Origin of the sequence: Streptomyces sp. LaBMicrA B280 (genome assembly GCF_049222185.1) — a bacterium.
GTDB lineage: Bacteria > Actinomycetota > Actinomycetes > Streptomycetales > Streptomycetaceae > Streptomyces > Streptomyces murinus.
This window is the reverse complement of the sequence record NZ_JBMJCT010000008.1, coordinates 1-15,606: the sequence shown is the minus strand read 5'-3', so window position 1 is coordinate 15,606 and position 15,606 is coordinate 1. Positions and strand designations below refer to the sequence as shown.

The following is a 15,606-nucleotide window of genomic DNA, read 5'->3' as shown; positions in this document are numbered from 1 at the left end:
CGTCGGCTCCGCCCCTGAACGCACAAAAACGGGCGGTTTCGCTCAGCGTCGTTCAGGCTTCGCGCTGCGCGACATCAGCTCCTTGAGCGCGACGACCGGCGGCTTGCCCTCGTGCACGATGCCGACGACCGTCTCCGCGATCGGCATGTCGACGCCGTGCCTGCGGGCCAGATCCAGCACGGACTCACAGGACTTGACGCCCTCCGCGGTCTGCCGGGTGACCGCGATGGTCTCCTCCAGGGTCATGCCCTTGCCGAGGTTGGTGCCGAAGGTGTGGTTGCGCGACAGCGGCGAGGAGCAGGTGGCCACCAGGTCGCCGAGACCGGCGAGTCCGGAGAAGGTCAGCGGGTCGGCGCCGAGCACGACACCGAGCCGCGCGGTCTCCGCGAGACCCCGGGTGATCAGCGAGCCCTTCGCGTTGTCGCCGAGCCCCATGCCGTCCGCGATGCCGACGGCGAGCCCGATGACGTTCTTCACCGCGCCGCCCAGCTCGCAGCCGACCACGTCGGTCTCGGTGTACGGCCGGAAGTACGGCGTGTGGCAGGCCGCCTGGAGCCGCCGGGCCACGGCCTCGTCGGCGCAGGCCACCACGGCGGCGGCGGGCATCCGGGCGGCGACCTCGCGGGCCAGGTTGGGACCGGTGACGACGGCGACGCGCTCCGGGCCGACCTTGGCGACGTCCGCGATGACCTCGCTCATCCGCATCGCGGAGCCGAGTTCGACGCCCTTCATCAGGGAGACCAGCACGGTGTCCGGGGCGAGCAGCGGAAGCCACTCGGCGAGGTTCTGGCGCAGGGTCTGGGAGGGGACGGACAGGACCGTGAAGTCCGCGTCCGCCGCCGCCTCGGCGGGGTCGGTGGTCGCCCGCAGGTTCTCCGGGAGTTCGACGCCCGGCAGATAGTCGGGGTTGATACGGGTCGTGTTGATCGCGTCCGCGACCTCGGCGCGACGGGCCCACAGGGTGACCTCGCAGCCGGTGTCCGCGAGGACCATGCCGAACGCCGTGCCCCATGAACCGGCGCTGAAGACCGCCGCCTTGACCGCCTTGCTCACTTGCCCTGCTCCTCCGCTTCCCTGACCTGGTTCTGCGCCCGTGTACGGCGCCGCTGCTCGATCCGCTCACGGCGCGGGTCGTACGGCGTCTCGGGCGCCTTCTCGCCGCGGATCTCCTCCAGGAGGCGGGTGATCGCCGCCATGATGACCTCGGTGGCCTCCTTCTGGAGGTCCGGGGTCAGCTCCTTGTCGTAGAAGCGCGACAGGTCCACGGGCGGGCCCGCCAGCACATGGTGGGTCTTGCGCGGGAAGAGGTTCGGCTTCTTCGCATATGCCGGGAGCAGTTCATTGGCGCCCCACTGGGCGACCGGGATCACCGGGCACTTGGTCTGCAGGGCGACGCGGGCGGCACCGGTCTTGCCGGTCATGGGCCAGCCGTCGGGGTCGCGGGTCAGGGTGCCCTCGGGGTAGAAGGCGACGCATTCACCGCGCTCCACGGCGTCGATCGCGGCACGGAAGGCGCTCAGCGCGTCCGTGGACTCGCGGTAGACGGGAATCTGTCCGGTGCCGCGCATCGCGGCGCCCACGATTCCCTTCTTGAAAAGGCCGCTCTTCGCGAGGAATCGCGGAACCCGTCCGGTGTTGTACTGATAGTGCGCGTATGCGAAGGGGTCCACGTGGGAATTGTGGTTCACCACGGTGATAAATCCGCCCTCGGCCGGAATGTGCTCCATTCCACGCCAGTCCCGCTTGATCAGAACCACCAGCGGTGGTTTGCAGATCACCGCGGCGAAGCGGTACCAGAAGCCGATTCTGCGGCGGGGCACAAGGACACCTTCCTCTAGGGGACCCTCGGGGGACTGACCCCGGCGGGGGCCGCACAAGTGTCGCCCCGGAGCGCCGGTCTGTCGAGAACACCGTACGCCCGCCCGTCACCCGCCCCCGCCCTTCCAAGGAGCTTCGCGCGCCTCCCGACACGCCCCAGGCCGGCGGCTGCGGTGACAATGATCGCGACGAGATGAGGGGCGGTACGCCGGTGCAGTGGACGTTGGTCATCCCCCTGAAGCCCCTGTCCCGGGCCAAGAGCAGGCTCGCGGACACCGTGGCGGACGGGGTGCGCCCGGGGCTGGTCCTCGCGTTCGCGCAGGACACGGTGGCCACGGGCCTCGCGTGCCGCGCGGTCAGGGATGTGGTGGTCGTCACGGACGATCGACGCGCCGGGCGCGCACTGTCCGCGCTGGGCGCGCGGATCGTCCCGGACACCCCGGCGCGCGGCCTGAACGCGGCGCTGGCGCACGGGGCGGGGGCGATACGGCTGACGCGCCCGGGGGCCGCCGTGGCCGCGCTGAACGCCGATCTGCCGGCGTTGCGGGCGGCCGAGCTGGAACAGGTGCTGTGCGCCGCCGCGGAATTCCCGAGGGCTTTTCTCGCGGACGCGGCGGGGGTCGGTACGACATTGCTGGCGGCCGGTGCGGGCCGTGATTTGCGGCCGGGCTTCGGGGCGGGGTCGCGGGCGCGGCACCGGGCCTCCGGCGCGGAGGAACTTCTGCTGGGGGGCGTGGATTCGGTACGGCAGGACGTGGACACGGGGGACGACCTGCGGGCGGCGCTGGCGCTGGGGGTCGGACCGTATACGACCGCGGCGTGCGCGGATCTGCCGGTACCCGGCGTCTGAGAGGGCGGCCGGACGGTCACGGGCACTACCCTGAATGCCATGCAGGCCACCGCGTACACGTACGACAGCGAGACCCGGAGCGGGCAGGTGCTGCTCGACGACGGCACCCCCGTGCCCTTCGACGGCGCCGCGTTCGACCGCGGCGGCCTGCGGCTGCTGCGGCCCGGGCAGCGCGTGCGGATCGAGACGGAGGGGGCCGAGGGGTCCCTGCGGATCACCCTCGTCACGCTCCAGACCCTGTAACTCCCCTTGCGCACGCCGCGGGCCGGACTCCGGCGGGAGTCCGGCCCGGCGCGTGAGTGCCCTGATCGACGACCTACGCCTTGCGCGCGGTGGCCTTCTTCGCGGTGGTCTTGCGGGCCGTCGACTTCCTGGCCGGCGCCTTCTTCGCGGTGACCTTCTTCGCCGGGGCCTTCTTCGCGGTGGCCTTCTTGGCGGTGGTCTTCTTCGCCGCCGCGGTCTTGGCCGTCGCCGTGGTCTTCTTGGCGGTCGCCTTCTTCGCGGTGGTCTTCTTCGCCGCCGCGGCCGTGGTCTTCTTCGCCGTCGTCTTCTTGGCGGTGGTCTTCTTCGCCGCCGCCTTGGCGGTCTTCTTCGCGGCGGCCTTCTTGACCGTCGCCGCGGCGCCCCCGGTCAGGCTGCCCTTGGGCGCCTTCTTCACCGAGACCTCGCCACCGCGCGGGAGCTTCTTCGAGCCGCTCACCAGGTCCTTGAAGCCCTGACCGGCGCGGAAGCGCGGCACGGAGGTCTTCTTGACCCGAACCCGCTCGCCCGTCTGGGGGTTACGGGCGTACCGGGCGGGGCGGTCCACCTTCTCGAAGGACCCGAATCCGGTGACCGAGACCCGCTCGCCCGCGACGACCGCGCGGACGATGGCGTCCAGAACATGATCGACGGCTTCCGCCGCCTGCTGGCGGCCGCCAACCTTCTCGGCAATCGTTTCTACGAGCTGCGCCTTGTTCACGTCTTCCCCTTCGGAGACATCGCCAGAACGAATGTGTTCAAGCTTTTTCGCACGTTAGGCAGATATATACCGCAAATCAAACACGAAACGGGCTTATCACCCTTGTGCCGCAACGGACTCGGCGTTCTCGGGCTGTTCAGCGGTCCTCGTCGGGGATCCGACCCTCGTCGAGGTCCGCGTTGAACCGCTCAAGCCGCCTTGCCGCACCGGCGAGATCGTGCTTGGCCGCGGCCGTAATGACCAGCAGCTTCCGGGTCAGCGCCATCCGTACGCCCTCCGGGACTTGCAGTGAGCGCACTCTTGCGTGCGCTTCCTTGAGTTGGTTCGCGACCGCCGCATAGAGCTGGAGTTGGCCGTCGTGTCCCATGCACAGATTGTGCCATCTGGGGCGAGTTGTCGCCTGCCCAGGGGGCAACTCCCGCCACAAATGGCCTTCCAGGCCCTTGCGGACGGCGCGATCCTCTGCCCCATCTACCCTTCCAACGCCCTTCATAACACGCCGAGTTGAGAGAATCCCCTGAGCCGGGAGGGTCTGTACGGGCCCCGACATGCCTGTACCCCCGATCGGGGCGATCGGGGGTACAGACGGGTTCGTTGGGTGGCCGAAACCCGACCCTCACGGGGATCCGGGACAGGCTACCGGGTCAGCCCTGGAGGGTCTGCGGCTTGTGGGCGGGCCGCCGCTGCTCGTACGCGGCGATGTCGGCCTCGTTCCGGAGGGTGATGGAGATGTCGTCCAGGCCGTTCAGCAGCCGCCAGCGGGAGTTCTCGTCCAGTTCGAAGGAGGCGGTGACGCCCTCGGCGCGCACCTCGCGCGCTTCCAGGTCCACCGTGATCTCGGTCGTCGGGTCGGCCTCGGTCAGCTCCCACAGCGCGTCCACGGTCTTCTGCTCCAGAACCACGGTGAGCAGGCCGTTCTTCAGCGAGTTACCACGGAAGATGTCCGCGAAGCGGGAGGAGATCACGGCCTTGAAGCCGTAGTTCTGGAGCGCCCAGACGGCGTGCTCACGGGAGGAGCCGGTGCCGAAGTCGGGTCCGGCGACCAGCACGGTGGCGCCCTGCCGCTCCGGGCGGTTGAGGACGAACTCGGGGTCCTTGCGCCAGGCCTCGAAGAGCCCGTCCTCGAACCCGTCCCGGGTCACCTTCTTGAGCCAGTGGGCGGGGATGATCTGGTCGGTGTCGACGTTGCCGCGGCGCAGCGGGACGGCCCGGCCGGTGTGGGTGGTGAAGGCTTCCATCGTTCTCAGACTCCAGCGGGCGTGCGGTCGTCGGTCAGGTCGGCCGGGGAGGCCAGGTGGCCCAGGACGGCGGTGGCCGCCGCGACCTGCGGCGACACCAGATGGGTACGACCGCCCTTGCCCTGCCGGCCCTCGAAGTTGCGGTTGGAGGTGGACGCGGAGCGCTCCCCCGGGGCCAGCTGGTCCGGGTTCATGCCCAGGCACATCGAGCAGCCCGCGTACCGCCACTCGGCACCGGCCTCCTTGAAGACCACGTCCAGACCCTCGGCCGCCGCCTGGAGGCCGACCCGCGCGGAGCCCGGCACGACCAGCATCCGTACGCCGTCGGCGACTTTGCGGTCCTTCAGGATCTCGGCGACATTGCGCAGGTCCTCGATCCGGCCGTTGGTGCACGAGCCTACGAAGACGGTGTCCACCTTGATGGAGCGCAGCGGCGCTCCGGCCGCCAACCCCATGTATTCCAGGGCCTTTTCGGCGGCCAGGCGCTCCGATGCGTCTTCGTACGAAGCCGGATCGGGGACGTCCGCCGAAAGCGGCGCGCCCTGGCCGGGGTTGGTGCCCCAGGTGACGAACGGGGACAGCGCGGCGGCGTCGATGACGACCTCGGCGTCGAATTCCGCGTCGTCGTCCGTGCGCAGCGTCTTCCAGTGCGCGACGGCCGCGTCCCATTCGGCGCCCTCGGGGGCGTGCGGGCGGCCCTTGAGGTACGCGAAGGTGGTCTCGTCCGGGGCGATCATGCCCGCGCGGGCGCCGGCCTCGATCGACATGTTGCAGATGGTCATCCGGGCCTCCATCGAGAGCTTCTCGATGGCGGAGCCGCGGTACTCCAGGATGTAGCCCTGGCCGCCGCCGGTGCCGATCCGCGCGATGATCGCCAGGATCAGGTCCTTGGCGCTGACACCCTCGGGCAGTTCGCCCTCCACGGTGATCGCCATGGTCTTCGGGCGGGCCAACGGCAGCGTCTGGGTGGCCAGCACATGCTCGACCTGGGAGGTGCCGATGCCGAACGCCAGCGCGCCGAACGCGCCGTGCGTGGAGGTGTGGGAGTCGCCGCACACCACGGTCGTACCGGGCTGGGTCAGGCCCAGCTGGGGGCCGACCACGTGCACGACGCCCTGCTCGACGTCGCCCAGCGGGTGCAGCCGCACCCCGAACTCGGCGCAGTTCTTGCGCAGCGTCTCCAGCTGGGCGCGCGAGACCGGGTCGGCGATGGGCTTGTCGATGTCGAGGGTGGGGGTGTTGTGGTCCTCGGTCGCGATGGTGAGGTCGAGGCGGCGCACCTGGCGGCCGTTCTGGCGCAGCCCGTCGAAGGCCTGCGGGCTGGTCACCTCGTGCAGCAGGTGCAGATCGATGTAGAGGAGGTCGGGCTCGCCCTGGGCGCGCCGGACGACGTGGTCGTCCCAGACCTTTTCCGCGAGTGTCCTACCCATCGCTTTCCCTCCGGCCGGCACGCTCGCGCCGGCCCAACTAGAGATCTTGAGGGCGGCGCCCGCACCCCTGTTTCCGGGCGTCCGCCGCCGGGTCCGCCGAGGGACGGACCGCCGTGTTCATCCAGAGTGGCGCGTTCCGCGGAAAATTGAACTTGCGTTTCACAGAGTGAGACGTGAGTATCGTTGCATGGACAACAGTAGCGGCGTCGGCGTTCTGGACAAGGCGGCCCTCGTCCTGAGCGCTCTGGAGTCCGGTCCGGCCACCCTCGCGGGTCTGGTCGGAGCCACCGGACTGGCACGACCCACGGCCCACCGCCTGGCCGTGGCCCTGGAACACCACCGCATGGTGGCACGCGACATGCAGGGCCGGTTCATCCTCGGACCGCGCCTCGCGGAGCTCGCGGCGGCGGCGGGCGAGGACCGCCTGCTGGCGACGGCGGGCCCCGTGCTCACCCACCTCCGCGATGTCACCGGCGAGAGCGCGCAGCTCTATCGCCGCCAGGGTGACATGCGGATCTGCGTGGCCGCGGCGGAACGGCTGTCCGGACTGCGGGACACCGTCCCGGTCGGTTCCACGCTCACGATGAAGGCCGGTTCCTCGGCGCAGATCCTGATGGCCTGGGAGGAGCCCGAGCGGCTGCACCGCGGTCTGCAGGGCGCCCGCTTCACGGCGACGGCCCTGTCGGGCGTGCGGCGCCGCGGCTGGGCGCAGTCCATCGGCGAGCGCGAGCCGGGCGTCGCGTCCGTCTCGGCCCCGGTGCGCGGACCCTCCAACCGCGTGGTCGCCGCCGTCTCCGTCTCGGGCCCGATCGAGCGGCTGACCCGCCACCCGGGCCGGATGCACGCCCAAGCCGTCATCGACGCCGCGACCCGCCTCTCGGAGGCCCTGCGCCGCACGGGCTGAGTGTTCTCCGCACGGGTCCGCCTCAACGCCGCGGCGGACCCACGCGGGGCACGGCAGCCGGTGTCAGGCGCTCTGGTCCGCGGATTCCGCGGGCCGCGCCGTCCGATGGGCGAACCGGTCCTTCGCGTAACGCCCGCGCGCGGCGAGCGGCACCTGACCGTGCGCCCCCGCCAGCCCGAACGCCGGCATGTCCGCGTAGATCGCCTCGTACGACCCCTCCGGCACCACGTACGCCTCGTGCCAGATCCCGACCTCGCCCCGCAGCTCGCCCGCCCGCTCCTTGCGGTTCAGCCTCGCCCACACCTCGTGATGGAAGGCGTCGGGCGCCGTGGCGTAGGCGTACAGCTTCTCCTTGGACTCCCAGTACTGCACGACGTAGTACGTCCGCGGCGACGCCGTGAGCAGCACCTTCTCCAGCAGTCCTCGCTCCGGGTCCTTCGCCAGCTCCCGCAGCATGCGGAGCATCGCGAGCATCACCGGCACCCACAGATGCACCGCCCAGAAGCGGTTGATGCGCATCCCTATCAGCAGGACGACGACATCGCCCTGCGCGTCGGCGGTCGTACGGGACACCATGGCCTCCCCCTTCATCGCGTGTTTGGATAGTGCTCTTATCCAAGAAGGGGCGCAAGAGATGCGGCTGGCCGAACTGAGCAGACGCAGCGGGGTCTCCACCGCGACGATCAAGTACTACCTGCGCGAGGGCCTGTTGCCACCGGGCCGGCAGCTGAACGCGACCACGGCGGAGTACGACGAGGAGCATCTGCGCCGACTGCGGCTGGTGCGGGCGATGATCCAGGTCGGGCGGCTGCCGGTGGCGAAGGTGCGCGAGGTGCTCGGGCATGTGGACGACGAGTCCCTGGGCAGCACGATCCGGCTGGGCGCCGCGCTGTGGGCGCTGCCGCAGGTGCCGGAGCCGGACGAGGACGACGCGTACGTACGGGCCGCGCACGAGGAGGTCGCGGCGCTCGTGGACCGGCTCGGCTGGGACAACGCCAGGTGCCTCGCGACCCTCTCCCCCGCGTACCGCTCGCTGGTGGTGACGGTGGCCGCGTTCCGCCGGCTCGGTTACGACTGGGGGGCCGAACAGCTCGCGCCGTACGCGGAGTTGATGCACCGCACGGCCGTACTCGACCTGGACAACATGGAGACGCTGCCGCCGGGGGCGGAGCGGGTCGAGTTCGCGATCCTCGGGGCGATCCTGAACGAGCCGGTGCTGCGGGCGCTGCACCGGCTGGCGCAGGAGGAGGAGACGACGCGGCGGTACGGCTTCGAGTGAGCGGGACCGGAGAACGGCGAAGGCCCTCCGCCGAAGCGAAGGGCCTTCATTCTGTACCCCCGACCGGATTCGAACCGGCGCTACCGCCTTGAGAGGGCGGCGTGCTAGGCCGCTACACAACGGGGGCCTTGGACGCTGCGTTTCCGCAGGTCCGAGCTGGTCTACCTGGACTCGAACCAAGACTAACTGAACCAGAATCAGTCGTGCTGCCAATTACACCATAGACCAATGATGGTTTAGACCAGTCGTACCCCCGACCGGATTCGAACCGGCGCTACCGCCTTGAGAGGGCGGCGTGCTAGGCCGCTACACAACGGGGGCCCTAGCGATCCCGACAAGATCAGGATCAGTACCCCCGACCGGATTCGAACCGGCGCTACTGCCTTGAGAGGGCAGCGTGCTAGGCCGCTACACAACGGGGGCTTTGCAGATAAGCTCTGCGAGCTGGCCTACCTGGACTCGAACCAAGACTAACTGAACCAGAATCAGTCGTGCTGCCAATTACACCATAGGCCACTGGAACTCAACCCCCTGCGGGGTTCTTGTTCTAGTTTGCTCCTCGGAGTTCCGGCCCTTTCGGCCCGTTCCCCTCGGCGCAGGAAGAACATTACCCGAAGGTGGACGGGGCTCCAAAACGAGTATCCGAGCGGAGCAGCGCGGGGAGTTCGGACAGGCCGGCGATGCGGTGCACGACGACGTCACCGGCGTCCCGCGCGGGCGTCGCGGCGCGGTCGATCCACACGGACAGCAGCCCGGCCTCGGCGGCGCCCCGCCCGTCGATCTCCGGATGGTCGCCGACGTACGCCACCTCGTGCGGGGCGAGGCCCAGCGCCTCGCAGGCGGCCAGGAAGGCGCCGGGCCGCGGCTTGGAGACGCCCAGTTCGGCGGCGCACAGCACGGCCTCGAAGCGGTCCAGCAGGCCGAGGGCGCGCAGCTTGTGCTCCTGGACGGTGATGCTGGAGTTCGACAGGACCGCGTGCAGCGCTGCCCTCGGCATGAACCGTTCCCCGTTCCGTGCCATACGGATGCCGTAGCGTGGAGCCATGAGCGAGTACCGAATCCAGTTCACCGTCGAGGCCCGCTCGGCCTATGACTCCCTGCCCGGCTCGCGCCAGGCGCAGCTGGACAAGGCCCTGCGGATACTGGCCCGCGATCCGTTCCGCAAGACCTCGACCGCCCAGCTCGGCCCGGACGAGCACCTGCGCAAGGCGTACGTGGCCCCGGGCGTGGTGCTGGAGTACATGGTGGCCGGCGCGATCATGGTCATCGTCGTGCTGGAGATCTTCGACGAGAGCGCCTACCTGGTCGACGAGGCCGACGCGCAGTGACCATGTGACAGGGGCGGCACCCGGAGTTCCGGATGCCGCCCCTTCGGCGTGCGGTGAGCCCTACGCGGTGAGCCTCGTCAGGGCCGCGTCGATGCGGGCCAGGGTCGTCTCCTTGCCCAGGACCTCGAGGGACTCGAAGAGCGGGAGGCCGACGGTGCGGCCGGTGACGGCGACGCGCACCGGGGCCTGCGCCTTGCCGAGCTTGAGGCCGTGGGCCTCGCCGGCGGCCAGGACGGCCTCCTTGAGGGACTCGGGCGACGTCCAGTCCGCCGACTCCAGCTTCTCGCGGGCCGTGCGCAGCAGGGCGTCGCTGCCCTCCTTCATCGCCTTGGTCCAGGACGCCTCGTCGAAGACCGGCTCCGGCAGGAACAGGAAGTCGACGTTCTCGGTGATCTCGGAGAGCACCTTCAGACGGGTCTGGGCGTGCGGGGCGACGGCCTCCCACTTGGCCTCGTCGAACGCCTCCGGCGCCCAGGGCGCGAACGGGGCCTTCAGCCAGGTGCGGCAGCGCTCGGTGAACTCCTTCACATCCAGCAGGCGGATGTGGTCGGCGTTGATCGCCTCGCACTTCTTCAGGTCGAAGCGCGCCGGGTTGGGGTTCACGTCGGAGATCTCGAAGGCCGCGATCATCTCCTCGATCGTGAAGATGTCCTTGTCCGCGGAGAGCGACCAGCCCAGCAGGGACAGGTAGTTGAGCAGGCCCTCGGGCAGGAAGCCGCGCTCGCGGTAGAGGTTCAGCGAGGCCTGCGGGTCCCGCTTGGAGAGCTTCTTGTTGCCCTCGCCCATCACGTACGGCAGATGCCCGAAGGCCGGGGTCCGCTTGGCGATGCCCAGCTCCGTCAGCGCCTTGTACAGCGCGATCTGGCGCGGGGTGGAGGAGAGCAGGTCCTCGCCGCGCAGCACGTGCGTGATGTCCATCAGCGCGTCGTCGACGGGGTTGACCAGCGTGTACAGCGGGGCGCCGTTGGCGCGGACGATGCCGTAGTCCGGCACGTTCTCCGGGGTGAAGGTCAGCTCGCCGCGCACCAGGTCGTCGAAGGTGATCGTCTCGTCGGGCATCCGGAACCGGACGATCGGCTCCCGGCCCTCGGCCCGGTACCGCTCGACCTGCTCGGCGGACAGGTCGCGGCAGTGGCCGTCGTAGCCGGAGGGCTTGCCGGCGGCGCGGGCGGCCTCGCGGCGGGAGTCCAGCTCCTCCTGGGAGCAGTAGCAGTGGTAGGCGTACCCGCCGTCCAGGAGCTTCCGCGCGACGTCGGCGTAGATGTCCATGCGCTGCGACTGCCGGTACGGCGCGTGCGGGCCGCCGACCTCGGGGCCCTCGTCCCAGTCGAAGCCGAGCCAGCGCATCGCGTCGAGCAGCTGGCCGTAGGACTCCTCGGAGTCGCGGGCGGCGTCGGTGTCCTCGATGCGGAAGACCAGGGTGCCCTGGTGGTGCCGGGCGAACGCCCAGTTGAACAGGGCGGTGCGGACCAGGCCCACATGAGGGTTACCGGTGGGCGAGGGGCAGAAGCGGACGCGGACGGGAGAGACGGGGGAGGCGGGTGCGCTAGCCACGCTTGACAACCTTGTTGGTGAGAGTGCCGATGCCTTCGATGGTGACGGCGACGTCGTCGCCGACGTTCAGGGGGCCGACCCCTGCCGGGGTGCCGGTGAGGATGACGTCGCCGGGCAGCAGCGTCATGGCCTCGGTGATGTTGACTATCAGGTCCTCGATGGGGTGGATCATCTCGCTGGTGCGGCCCAGCTGGCGCTGCTCGCCGTTGACGGTGAGCTGCACGGTGAGGTCGCCCGCCCGGGCGAGGTCGATGTCGGTCTCCACCCAGGGGCCGAGCGGGCAGGAGCTGTCGAAGCCCTTGGCCCGGGCCCACTGCTTCTCGCGGCGCTGGACGTCGCGGGCGGTGATGTCGTTGGCGCAGGTGTAGCCGAAGATCACGTCCTTGACGCGCTCCCGGGGCACCTCGCGGCACATGCGGCCGATGACGACGGCCAGCTCGGCCTCGTGGTGCAGCTCCTCGGTGAACGAGGGGTAGCGGATCTCGTCCCCGGGACCGATCACCGAGGTGGACGGCTTGAAGAAGGCGAACGGGGCGTCGGGGACCTCGTTGCCCAGCTCCCGAGCGTGCTCCGCGTAGTTGCGGCCGAAGGCCACGACCTTGTTGGGGAGGACCGGGGGGAGCAGCCTGACCTTGCTCACCGGCACCTTCGTGCCGGACAGCTCATGGTCGGCGAAGGGGATGCCCTTGATGATGTCGAGGACGAGTTCGTCCTGCTTGTCGCCCTCGACCGCGCCGAAGGCTACGTTCCCGTCGATGGAGAACCTGGCGATGCGCACGGGTGCTTGCGCCCCTCACTGAGAACCGGCGTACTGACGCCCAAGGTTAACCGGTCGGGCGGCGCGATGTTCGGACGGGAGGGCGCGGCGAAGGGTTTTCCCGGGGCGGTAATGCGCTTAAGGGGAATTCCCGTTTCCGGTGATTTCGGGGGCGCCGCCGGAGGGACATCGAACGTCCCTCGCGGCTCTGACCTGCGGGGATGCCGTCCGCTCCGGTCGGGCGCCGGGGACCGGGAAGGCTACGGCACCCACCGTCCTCGGCTCCGATAAACGCCACGGCGCGAATGCGCTGGAAAACATGTGCGGCCCGCCGCGGGGGCCGCCGAAAAGACGAGCGCGGCCCGGGGTGCCTCGGTCGCCGCCGCGGTCACTCGCCGGCGGTGACCGCCGCGGCCTCGGGGAGGTCCATCAGGATGGTGCGCCGGGGGTTGGCCGTCTGGGCGGGGAGTTCGACGGACTGCTCCGGCAGCGCGGGCGTCTGCAGCTCACCGGCGTCGTCGAGGTGCACCAGGGTCGTGCGTCGCGGGTTGGCTATGTTGCGGAACATCATCGTCGTCTTCACGGTTGTACGCGTCCTAGTCCTGTGTCGGCGGGTGACAGTGCGGGGTGACAGATACGTCCCTCAAGTAAAGCGTCAGGCTAAACATCCGATTCCCTGACCAACTCGCCAACCAGCCCTGATGGTTATGTGATTTTGCTCACCAACCTGGGGACAAACAGGTCAATTCCGGCCTACAACCCGCCCTAACGAAACGGACATTGGGTGCTGGAAGCCCTCATTCCGCTGCCGATCATGGCGACTGGGACACGTGCCACCGAGCGGCGACTCGCAGGGATACGTCCGTTATGGATGAGATCGACTTCCACGACTGGTGACCCGACATGCACAACCTGTCACGGTTGTCACAGCTCGGCACGCGGCCCTTGTTGGAGATCCGCCACTGTGCTGGAATTCCACGGACCGCCGCAGGATCGACCCGGCGCGCAGGGCGCAACGCAGCGCCGAGTGGCGGCGAGACAAGGGGGAACCAGCGCCGGTCACTCAAGACCACCGGGGGGCGTTTTCAGGGCGCCTTCCACGACGCCGACACCGTGTTCCGCCGCTCGCGCGGAGGGACGCCTGGTCCAGAGGTTGCGACGCTAGTGCAGGGACGTTTCAAGAGGGATGGCAGCGCTTCGGCGGAGCCGGAGCCGCACGACGGGACTGGCCCCATGAAGGGCAGCGCCTCTCCCCAGCACGCCCAGAACCCGGGCCCGACCCCGCCCGGTGAGGGCTCCGACCGCGCACGCCCCGGCGCGGCCGCCTCCGCCGCCAAGGGCTCCGCGTCCGGCAAGGGCGGCTCCGCCTCCGGCAAGGGCTCCGCGAAGCCCGCGGGCGGCGCGTCGTCCGCCAAGCCCGCCCCGGCCCCGAAACCGGCGTCGGCGCCGGCCAGTTCCGGCTCGCGCCTGGCACTGCGCAACTGGCGCATCTCGACCCGTCTGGTCTCGCTGCTCGCGCTCCCCGTGGTCGCGGCGACCTCGCTGGGCGCCCTGCGCATCAACGAGAACCTGAACGACATCCAGCAGCTCGACAACATGAAGCTGCTGACCGACATGACCAAGCAGGCCACCGAGCTGGCCGCCGCGCTCCAGGAGGAGCGCGACCAGTCCGCCGGTCCCATGTCGCACGGGCTCACCGCGAGCGACTACACGGTCAAGGGCTACCAGCAGAAGACCGACCGGGCCCGCGCCAACTTCCTCGACGCCTCCGAGCAGATCGACGAGGCCAGCAAGGACGGCCAGCTCCAGGGCGTGCGCGACGCGCTCGTCGGCCTCGCCAACCAGCTGGACGACCTGGCGAAGATCCGCCGGTCCGCCTATGAGTCCAAGGGCAACTCGACCCAGACCATCGAGTCGTACCACCGGCTGATCACCCAGCTGATCGACCTGTCCCAGGACATGGCCGAGGCGTCCAGCAACCCCGAGATGATCTCGCGCACCCGCGCCCTGGCGGCGTTCTCCACCGCCAAGGAGTACGCGTCCGTGCAGCGCGCGACCATCGCCGCGGCGCTGCCCTCGACCACCTCCAGCAAGGCCGACCTCTCCGAGAACGACCGCCTGTACGGCGAGTCGGCGTACGAGAGCGAGAACTCCGAGCTGGCGATCTTCCGCAAGATCTACGCGAGCCAGAACGCGGAGGAGCTGCTCAAGCCGATCGACGGCGGCAACAACCCGACGATCGAGTCCGCGGACACCTACGCCAAGCGCGCCTTCGCGCAGCGCGGCGGCCTGTCCGACCTGCCCCCGCGCTCCTACCGCGACTGGGTGGACGACAGCTCGACCAAGATCGAGCAGATGAAGAAGATCGAGCACACGCTGCTCGAGGACATGGAGCAGAAGGCGCGCGAGCTCAAGAGCGCCACCCAGCGCGACGCCATCATCTCCGGTGTGCTGATCCTGCTGGTGCTCGGTGTCTCGCTGGTCGGCGCGTTCGTCGTGGCCCGCTCCATGATCCGCTCGCTGCGCCGGCTCCAGGAGACCGCCACCACGGTCGCCCAGGAACGCCTGCCCGAGCTGGTCAAGCAGCTCTCCGAGTCCGACCCGCAGGACGTGGACACCTCCGTCGAGTCGGTCGGTGTGCACTCCCGGGACGAGATCGGCCAGGTGGCCGCGGCCTTCGACGACGTGCACCGCGAGGCGGTCCGGCTCGCCGCCGAGCAGGCCCTGCTGCGGGGCAACGTCAACGCGATGTTCACCAACCTCTCGCGCCGCTCCCAGGGTCTGATCCAGCGCCAGCTGTCGCTCATCTCCGAACTGGAGTCCCGCGAGGCCGACCCGGACCAGCTGTCCTCGCTGTTCAAGCTGGACCACCTCGCCACCCGTATGCGCCGTAACGGCGAGAACCTCCTCGTCCTCGCCGGTGAGGAGCCGGGCCGCCGCTGGACCCGTCCGGTGCCGCTGGTCGACGTGCTCCGCGCCGCCGCCTCCGAGGTGGAGCAGTACGAGCGCATCGAGCTGGCCTCCGTGCCGACGACCGAGGTCGCGGGACGGGTCGTCAACGACCTCGTGCACCTGCTCGCCGAGCTGCTGGAGAACGCCACCTCGTTCTCCTCCCCGCAGACCAAGGTCAAGGTCACCGGTCACGCGCTGCCCGACGGGCGGGTGCTGATCGAGATCCACGACACCGGCATCGGCCTCTCCCCCGAGGACCTCGCGGCGATCAACGAGCGGCTGGCCTCGCCGCCCACCGTGGACGTCTCCGTCTCCCGCCGCATGGGCCTCTTCGTGGTCGGCCGGCTCTCGCAGCGGCACGGCATCCGCATCCAGCTGCGCCCGTCCGACTCCGGTGGCACGACCGCGCTGGTCATGCTGCCCGTGGACGTCGCCCAGGGCGGCAAGAAGGCTCCCGGCAAGCCCGGCGGTCCCGGCGCGGTCGGCGGTCCGGCCGCCGCGCAGGCCGCCGCCGGTGCGGAGATCGGAAGAGCGT

The 15,606-nt window shown here is 69.9% G+C and carries 16 protein-coding genes, 5 tRNA genes and 1 pseudogene; 6 read left to right on the top strand and 16 right to left on the bottom strand.

Annotated features, from left to right (window positions below; translation table 11 throughout):
- Nucleotides 1-42: 42 nt before the first annotated feature.
- Nucleotides 43-1,053 carry an NAD(P)H-dependent glycerol-3-phosphate dehydrogenase gene (locus ACLF5H_RS07805; protein WP_421675330.1) on the bottom strand — a complete coding sequence of 337 codons (1,011 nt, stop codon included), beginning with the start codon at nt 1,051-1,053 and terminating at the stop codon, nt 43-45.
- Nucleotides 1,050-1,820 (bottom strand): lysophospholipid acyltransferase family protein, encoded by a 771-nt coding sequence (locus ACLF5H_RS07800; RefSeq protein WP_421675329.1) that lies wholly within the window; start codon nt 1,818-1,820, stop codon nt 1,050-1,052. The genes ACLF5H_RS07805 and ACLF5H_RS07800 overlap by 4 nt, the downstream gene beginning before the upstream one ends.
- 209 nt (nt 1,821-2,029) lie before the next feature.
- On the opposite strand from ACLF5H_RS07800, the gene cofC reads away from it, so the two are divergent.
- Nucleotides 2,030-2,668 (top strand): 2-phospho-L-lactate guanylyltransferase, encoded by a 639-nt coding sequence (cofC, locus tag ACLF5H_RS07795; protein ID WP_421675328.1) that lies wholly within the window; start codon nt 2,030-2,032, stop codon nt 2,666-2,668.
- Between the two features lie 39 nt (nt 2,669-2,707).
- The gene (locus tag ACLF5H_RS07790; protein WP_421675327.1) at nt 2,708-2,911 is read left to right on the top strand and encodes a hypothetical protein; all 204 of its coding nucleotides are present in this window, start codon (nt 2,708-2,710) and stop codon (nt 2,909-2,911) included.
- A 73-nt stretch (nt 2,912-2,984) separates the two neighbouring features.
- On the opposite strand, the gene ACLF5H_RS07785 is transcribed toward ACLF5H_RS07790, so the two are convergent.
- The 4 genes from ACLF5H_RS07785 to leuC all read right to left on the bottom strand — a co-directional run bounded on the left by ACLF5H_RS07785 (nt 2,985) and on the right by leuC (nt 6,297).
- The gene (locus tag ACLF5H_RS07785) at nt 2,985-3,629 is read right to left on the bottom strand and encodes an HU family DNA-binding protein (RefSeq protein ID WP_128791842.1); all 645 of its coding nucleotides are present in this window, start codon (nt 3,627-3,629) and stop codon (nt 2,985-2,987) included.
- Nucleotides 3,630-3,765: 136 nt separating this feature from the next.
- Complete coding sequence (locus tag ACLF5H_RS07780; RefSeq protein WP_421675326.1) at nt 3,766-3,996, bottom strand: hypothetical protein; 231 nt, start codon at nt 3,994-3,996, stop codon at nt 3,766-3,768.
- Nucleotides 3,997-4,273: 277 nt separating this feature from the next.
- Nucleotides 4,274-4,867, bottom strand: coding sequence for a 3-isopropylmalate dehydratase small subunit (gene leuD, locus ACLF5H_RS07775; protein WP_421675325.1), 594 nt, complete (start codon nt 4,865-4,867; stop codon nt 4,274-4,276).
- A 5-nt stretch (nt 4,868-4,872) separates the two neighbouring features.
- Entirely contained in the window at nt 4,873-6,297 is a 1,425-nt protein-coding gene (leuC, locus tag ACLF5H_RS07770) for a 3-isopropylmalate dehydratase large subunit (RefSeq protein ID WP_421675324.1), read from the bottom strand.
- A gap of 187 nt (nt 6,298-6,484) precedes the next feature.
- On the opposite strand from leuC, the gene ndgR reads away from it, so the two are divergent.
- Nucleotides 6,485-7,201: an IclR family transcriptional regulator NdgR gene (ndgR, locus tag ACLF5H_RS07765; RefSeq protein ID WP_037654641.1), complete on the top strand. Its 717-nt coding sequence runs from the start codon at nt 6,485-6,487 to the stop codon at nt 7,199-7,201.
- Nucleotides 7,202-7,264: 63 nt separating this feature from the next.
- On the opposite strand, the gene ACLF5H_RS07760 is transcribed toward ndgR, so the two are convergent.
- A complete protein-coding gene (locus ACLF5H_RS07760; protein WP_421675323.1) occupies nt 7,265-7,777 on the bottom strand; it encodes a DUF4188 domain-containing protein in 513 nt (170 codons plus the stop codon).
- Nucleotides 7,778-7,835: 58 nt separating this feature from the next.
- On the opposite strand from ACLF5H_RS07760, the gene ACLF5H_RS07755 reads away from it, so the two are divergent.
- Nucleotides 7,836-8,480, top strand: coding sequence for a MerR family transcriptional regulator (locus tag ACLF5H_RS07755; protein WP_421675322.1), 645 nt, complete (start codon nt 7,836-7,838; stop codon nt 8,478-8,480).
- A gap of 54 nt (nt 8,481-8,534) precedes the next feature.
- Here ACLF5H_RS07755 and ACLF5H_RS07750 read toward each other — a convergent pair.
- The 6 genes and pseudogenes from ACLF5H_RS07750 to ACLF5H_RS07725 all read right to left on the bottom strand — a co-directional run.
- Nucleotides 8,535-8,607: transfer RNA gene (locus ACLF5H_RS07750), tRNA-Glu, on the bottom strand.
- A 29-nt stretch (nt 8,608-8,636) separates the two neighbouring features.
- Nucleotides 8,637-8,708 (bottom strand) — tRNA-Gln (locus tag ACLF5H_RS07745).
- Between the two features lie 20 nt (nt 8,709-8,728).
- Nucleotides 8,729-8,801: transfer RNA gene (locus tag ACLF5H_RS07740), tRNA-Glu, on the bottom strand.
- 29 nt (nt 8,802-8,830) lie between these two features.
- Nucleotides 8,831-8,903, bottom strand: a tRNA-Glu gene (locus ACLF5H_RS07735).
- A 21-nt stretch (nt 8,904-8,924) separates the two neighbouring features.
- Nucleotides 8,925-8,996 (bottom strand) — tRNA-Gln (locus ACLF5H_RS07730).
- Between the two features lie 91 nt (nt 8,997-9,087).
- Nucleotides 9,088-9,459, bottom strand: a pseudogene (locus tag ACLF5H_RS07725) (HAD family hydrolase); the annotation flags it as partial.
- A gap of 64 nt (nt 9,460-9,523) precedes the next feature.
- Here ACLF5H_RS07725 and ACLF5H_RS07720 point away from each other — a divergent pair.
- Nucleotides 9,524-9,808, top strand: coding sequence for a type II toxin-antitoxin system RelE family toxin (locus tag ACLF5H_RS07720; protein WP_086806473.1), 285 nt, complete (start codon nt 9,524-9,526; stop codon nt 9,806-9,808).
- Nucleotides 9,809-9,868: 60 nt separating this feature from the next.
- On the opposite strand, the gene gltX is transcribed toward ACLF5H_RS07720, so the two are convergent.
- From gltX to ACLF5H_RS07705, 3 genes are all read right to left on the bottom strand, one after another.
- Nucleotides 9,869-11,371, bottom strand: a complete 1,503-nt coding sequence (gene gltX, locus ACLF5H_RS07715) for a glutamate--tRNA ligase (protein WP_421675321.1) — start codon at nt 11,369-11,371, stop codon at nt 9,869-9,871.
- A complete protein-coding gene (locus tag ACLF5H_RS07710; protein WP_421675320.1) occupies nt 11,355-12,140 on the bottom strand; it encodes a fumarylacetoacetate hydrolase family protein in 786 nt (261 codons plus the stop codon). Before ACLF5H_RS07710 ends, gltX begins: the two co-directional genes overlap by 17 nt.
- Nucleotides 12,141-12,507: 367 nt before the next feature.
- Entirely contained in the window at nt 12,508-12,702 is a 195-nt protein-coding gene (locus ACLF5H_RS07705) for a hypothetical protein (protein WP_421675319.1), read from the bottom strand.
- A 581-nt stretch (nt 12,703-13,283) separates the two neighbouring features.
- Here ACLF5H_RS07705 and ACLF5H_RS07700 point away from each other — a divergent pair.
- A partial coding sequence (locus ACLF5H_RS07700) for a nitrate- and nitrite sensing domain-containing protein (protein WP_421675318.1) occupies nt 13,284-15,606 on the top strand: 2,323 nt, incomplete at its 3' end.

What these genes read in the sequence shown, in the direction of transcription:
- ACLF5H_RS07760 (WP_421675323.1), bottom strand. Translation starts at nt 7,777, where the DNA reads ATGGTGTCCCGTACGACCGCCGACGCGCAGGGCGATGTCGTCGTCCTG.
- ndgR (WP_037654641.1), top strand. Translation starts at nt 6,485, where the DNA reads ATGGACAACAGTAGCGGCGTCGGCGTTCTGGACAAGGCGGCCCTCGTC.
- ACLF5H_RS07780 (WP_421675326.1), bottom strand. Translation starts at nt 3,996, where the DNA reads ATGGGACACGACGGCCAACTCCAGCTCTATGCGGCGGTCGCGAACCAA.
- leuD (WP_421675325.1), bottom strand. Translation starts at nt 4,867, where the DNA reads ATGGAAGCCTTCACCACCCACACCGGCCGGGCCGTCCCGCTGCGCCGC.
- ACLF5H_RS07720 (WP_086806473.1), top strand. Translation starts at nt 9,524, where the DNA reads ATGAGCGAGTACCGAATCCAGTTCACCGTCGAGGCCCGCTCGGCCTAT.
- leuC (WP_421675324.1), bottom strand. Translation starts at nt 6,297, where the DNA reads ATGGGTAGGACACTCGCGGAAAAGGTCTGGGACGACCACGTCGTCCGG.
- ACLF5H_RS07790 (WP_421675327.1), top strand. Translation starts at nt 2,708, where the DNA reads ATGCAGGCCACCGCGTACACGTACGACAGCGAGACCCGGAGCGGGCAG.
- ACLF5H_RS07755 (WP_421675322.1), top strand. Translation starts at nt 7,836, where the DNA reads ATGCGGCTGGCCGAACTGAGCAGACGCAGCGGGGTCTCCACCGCGACG.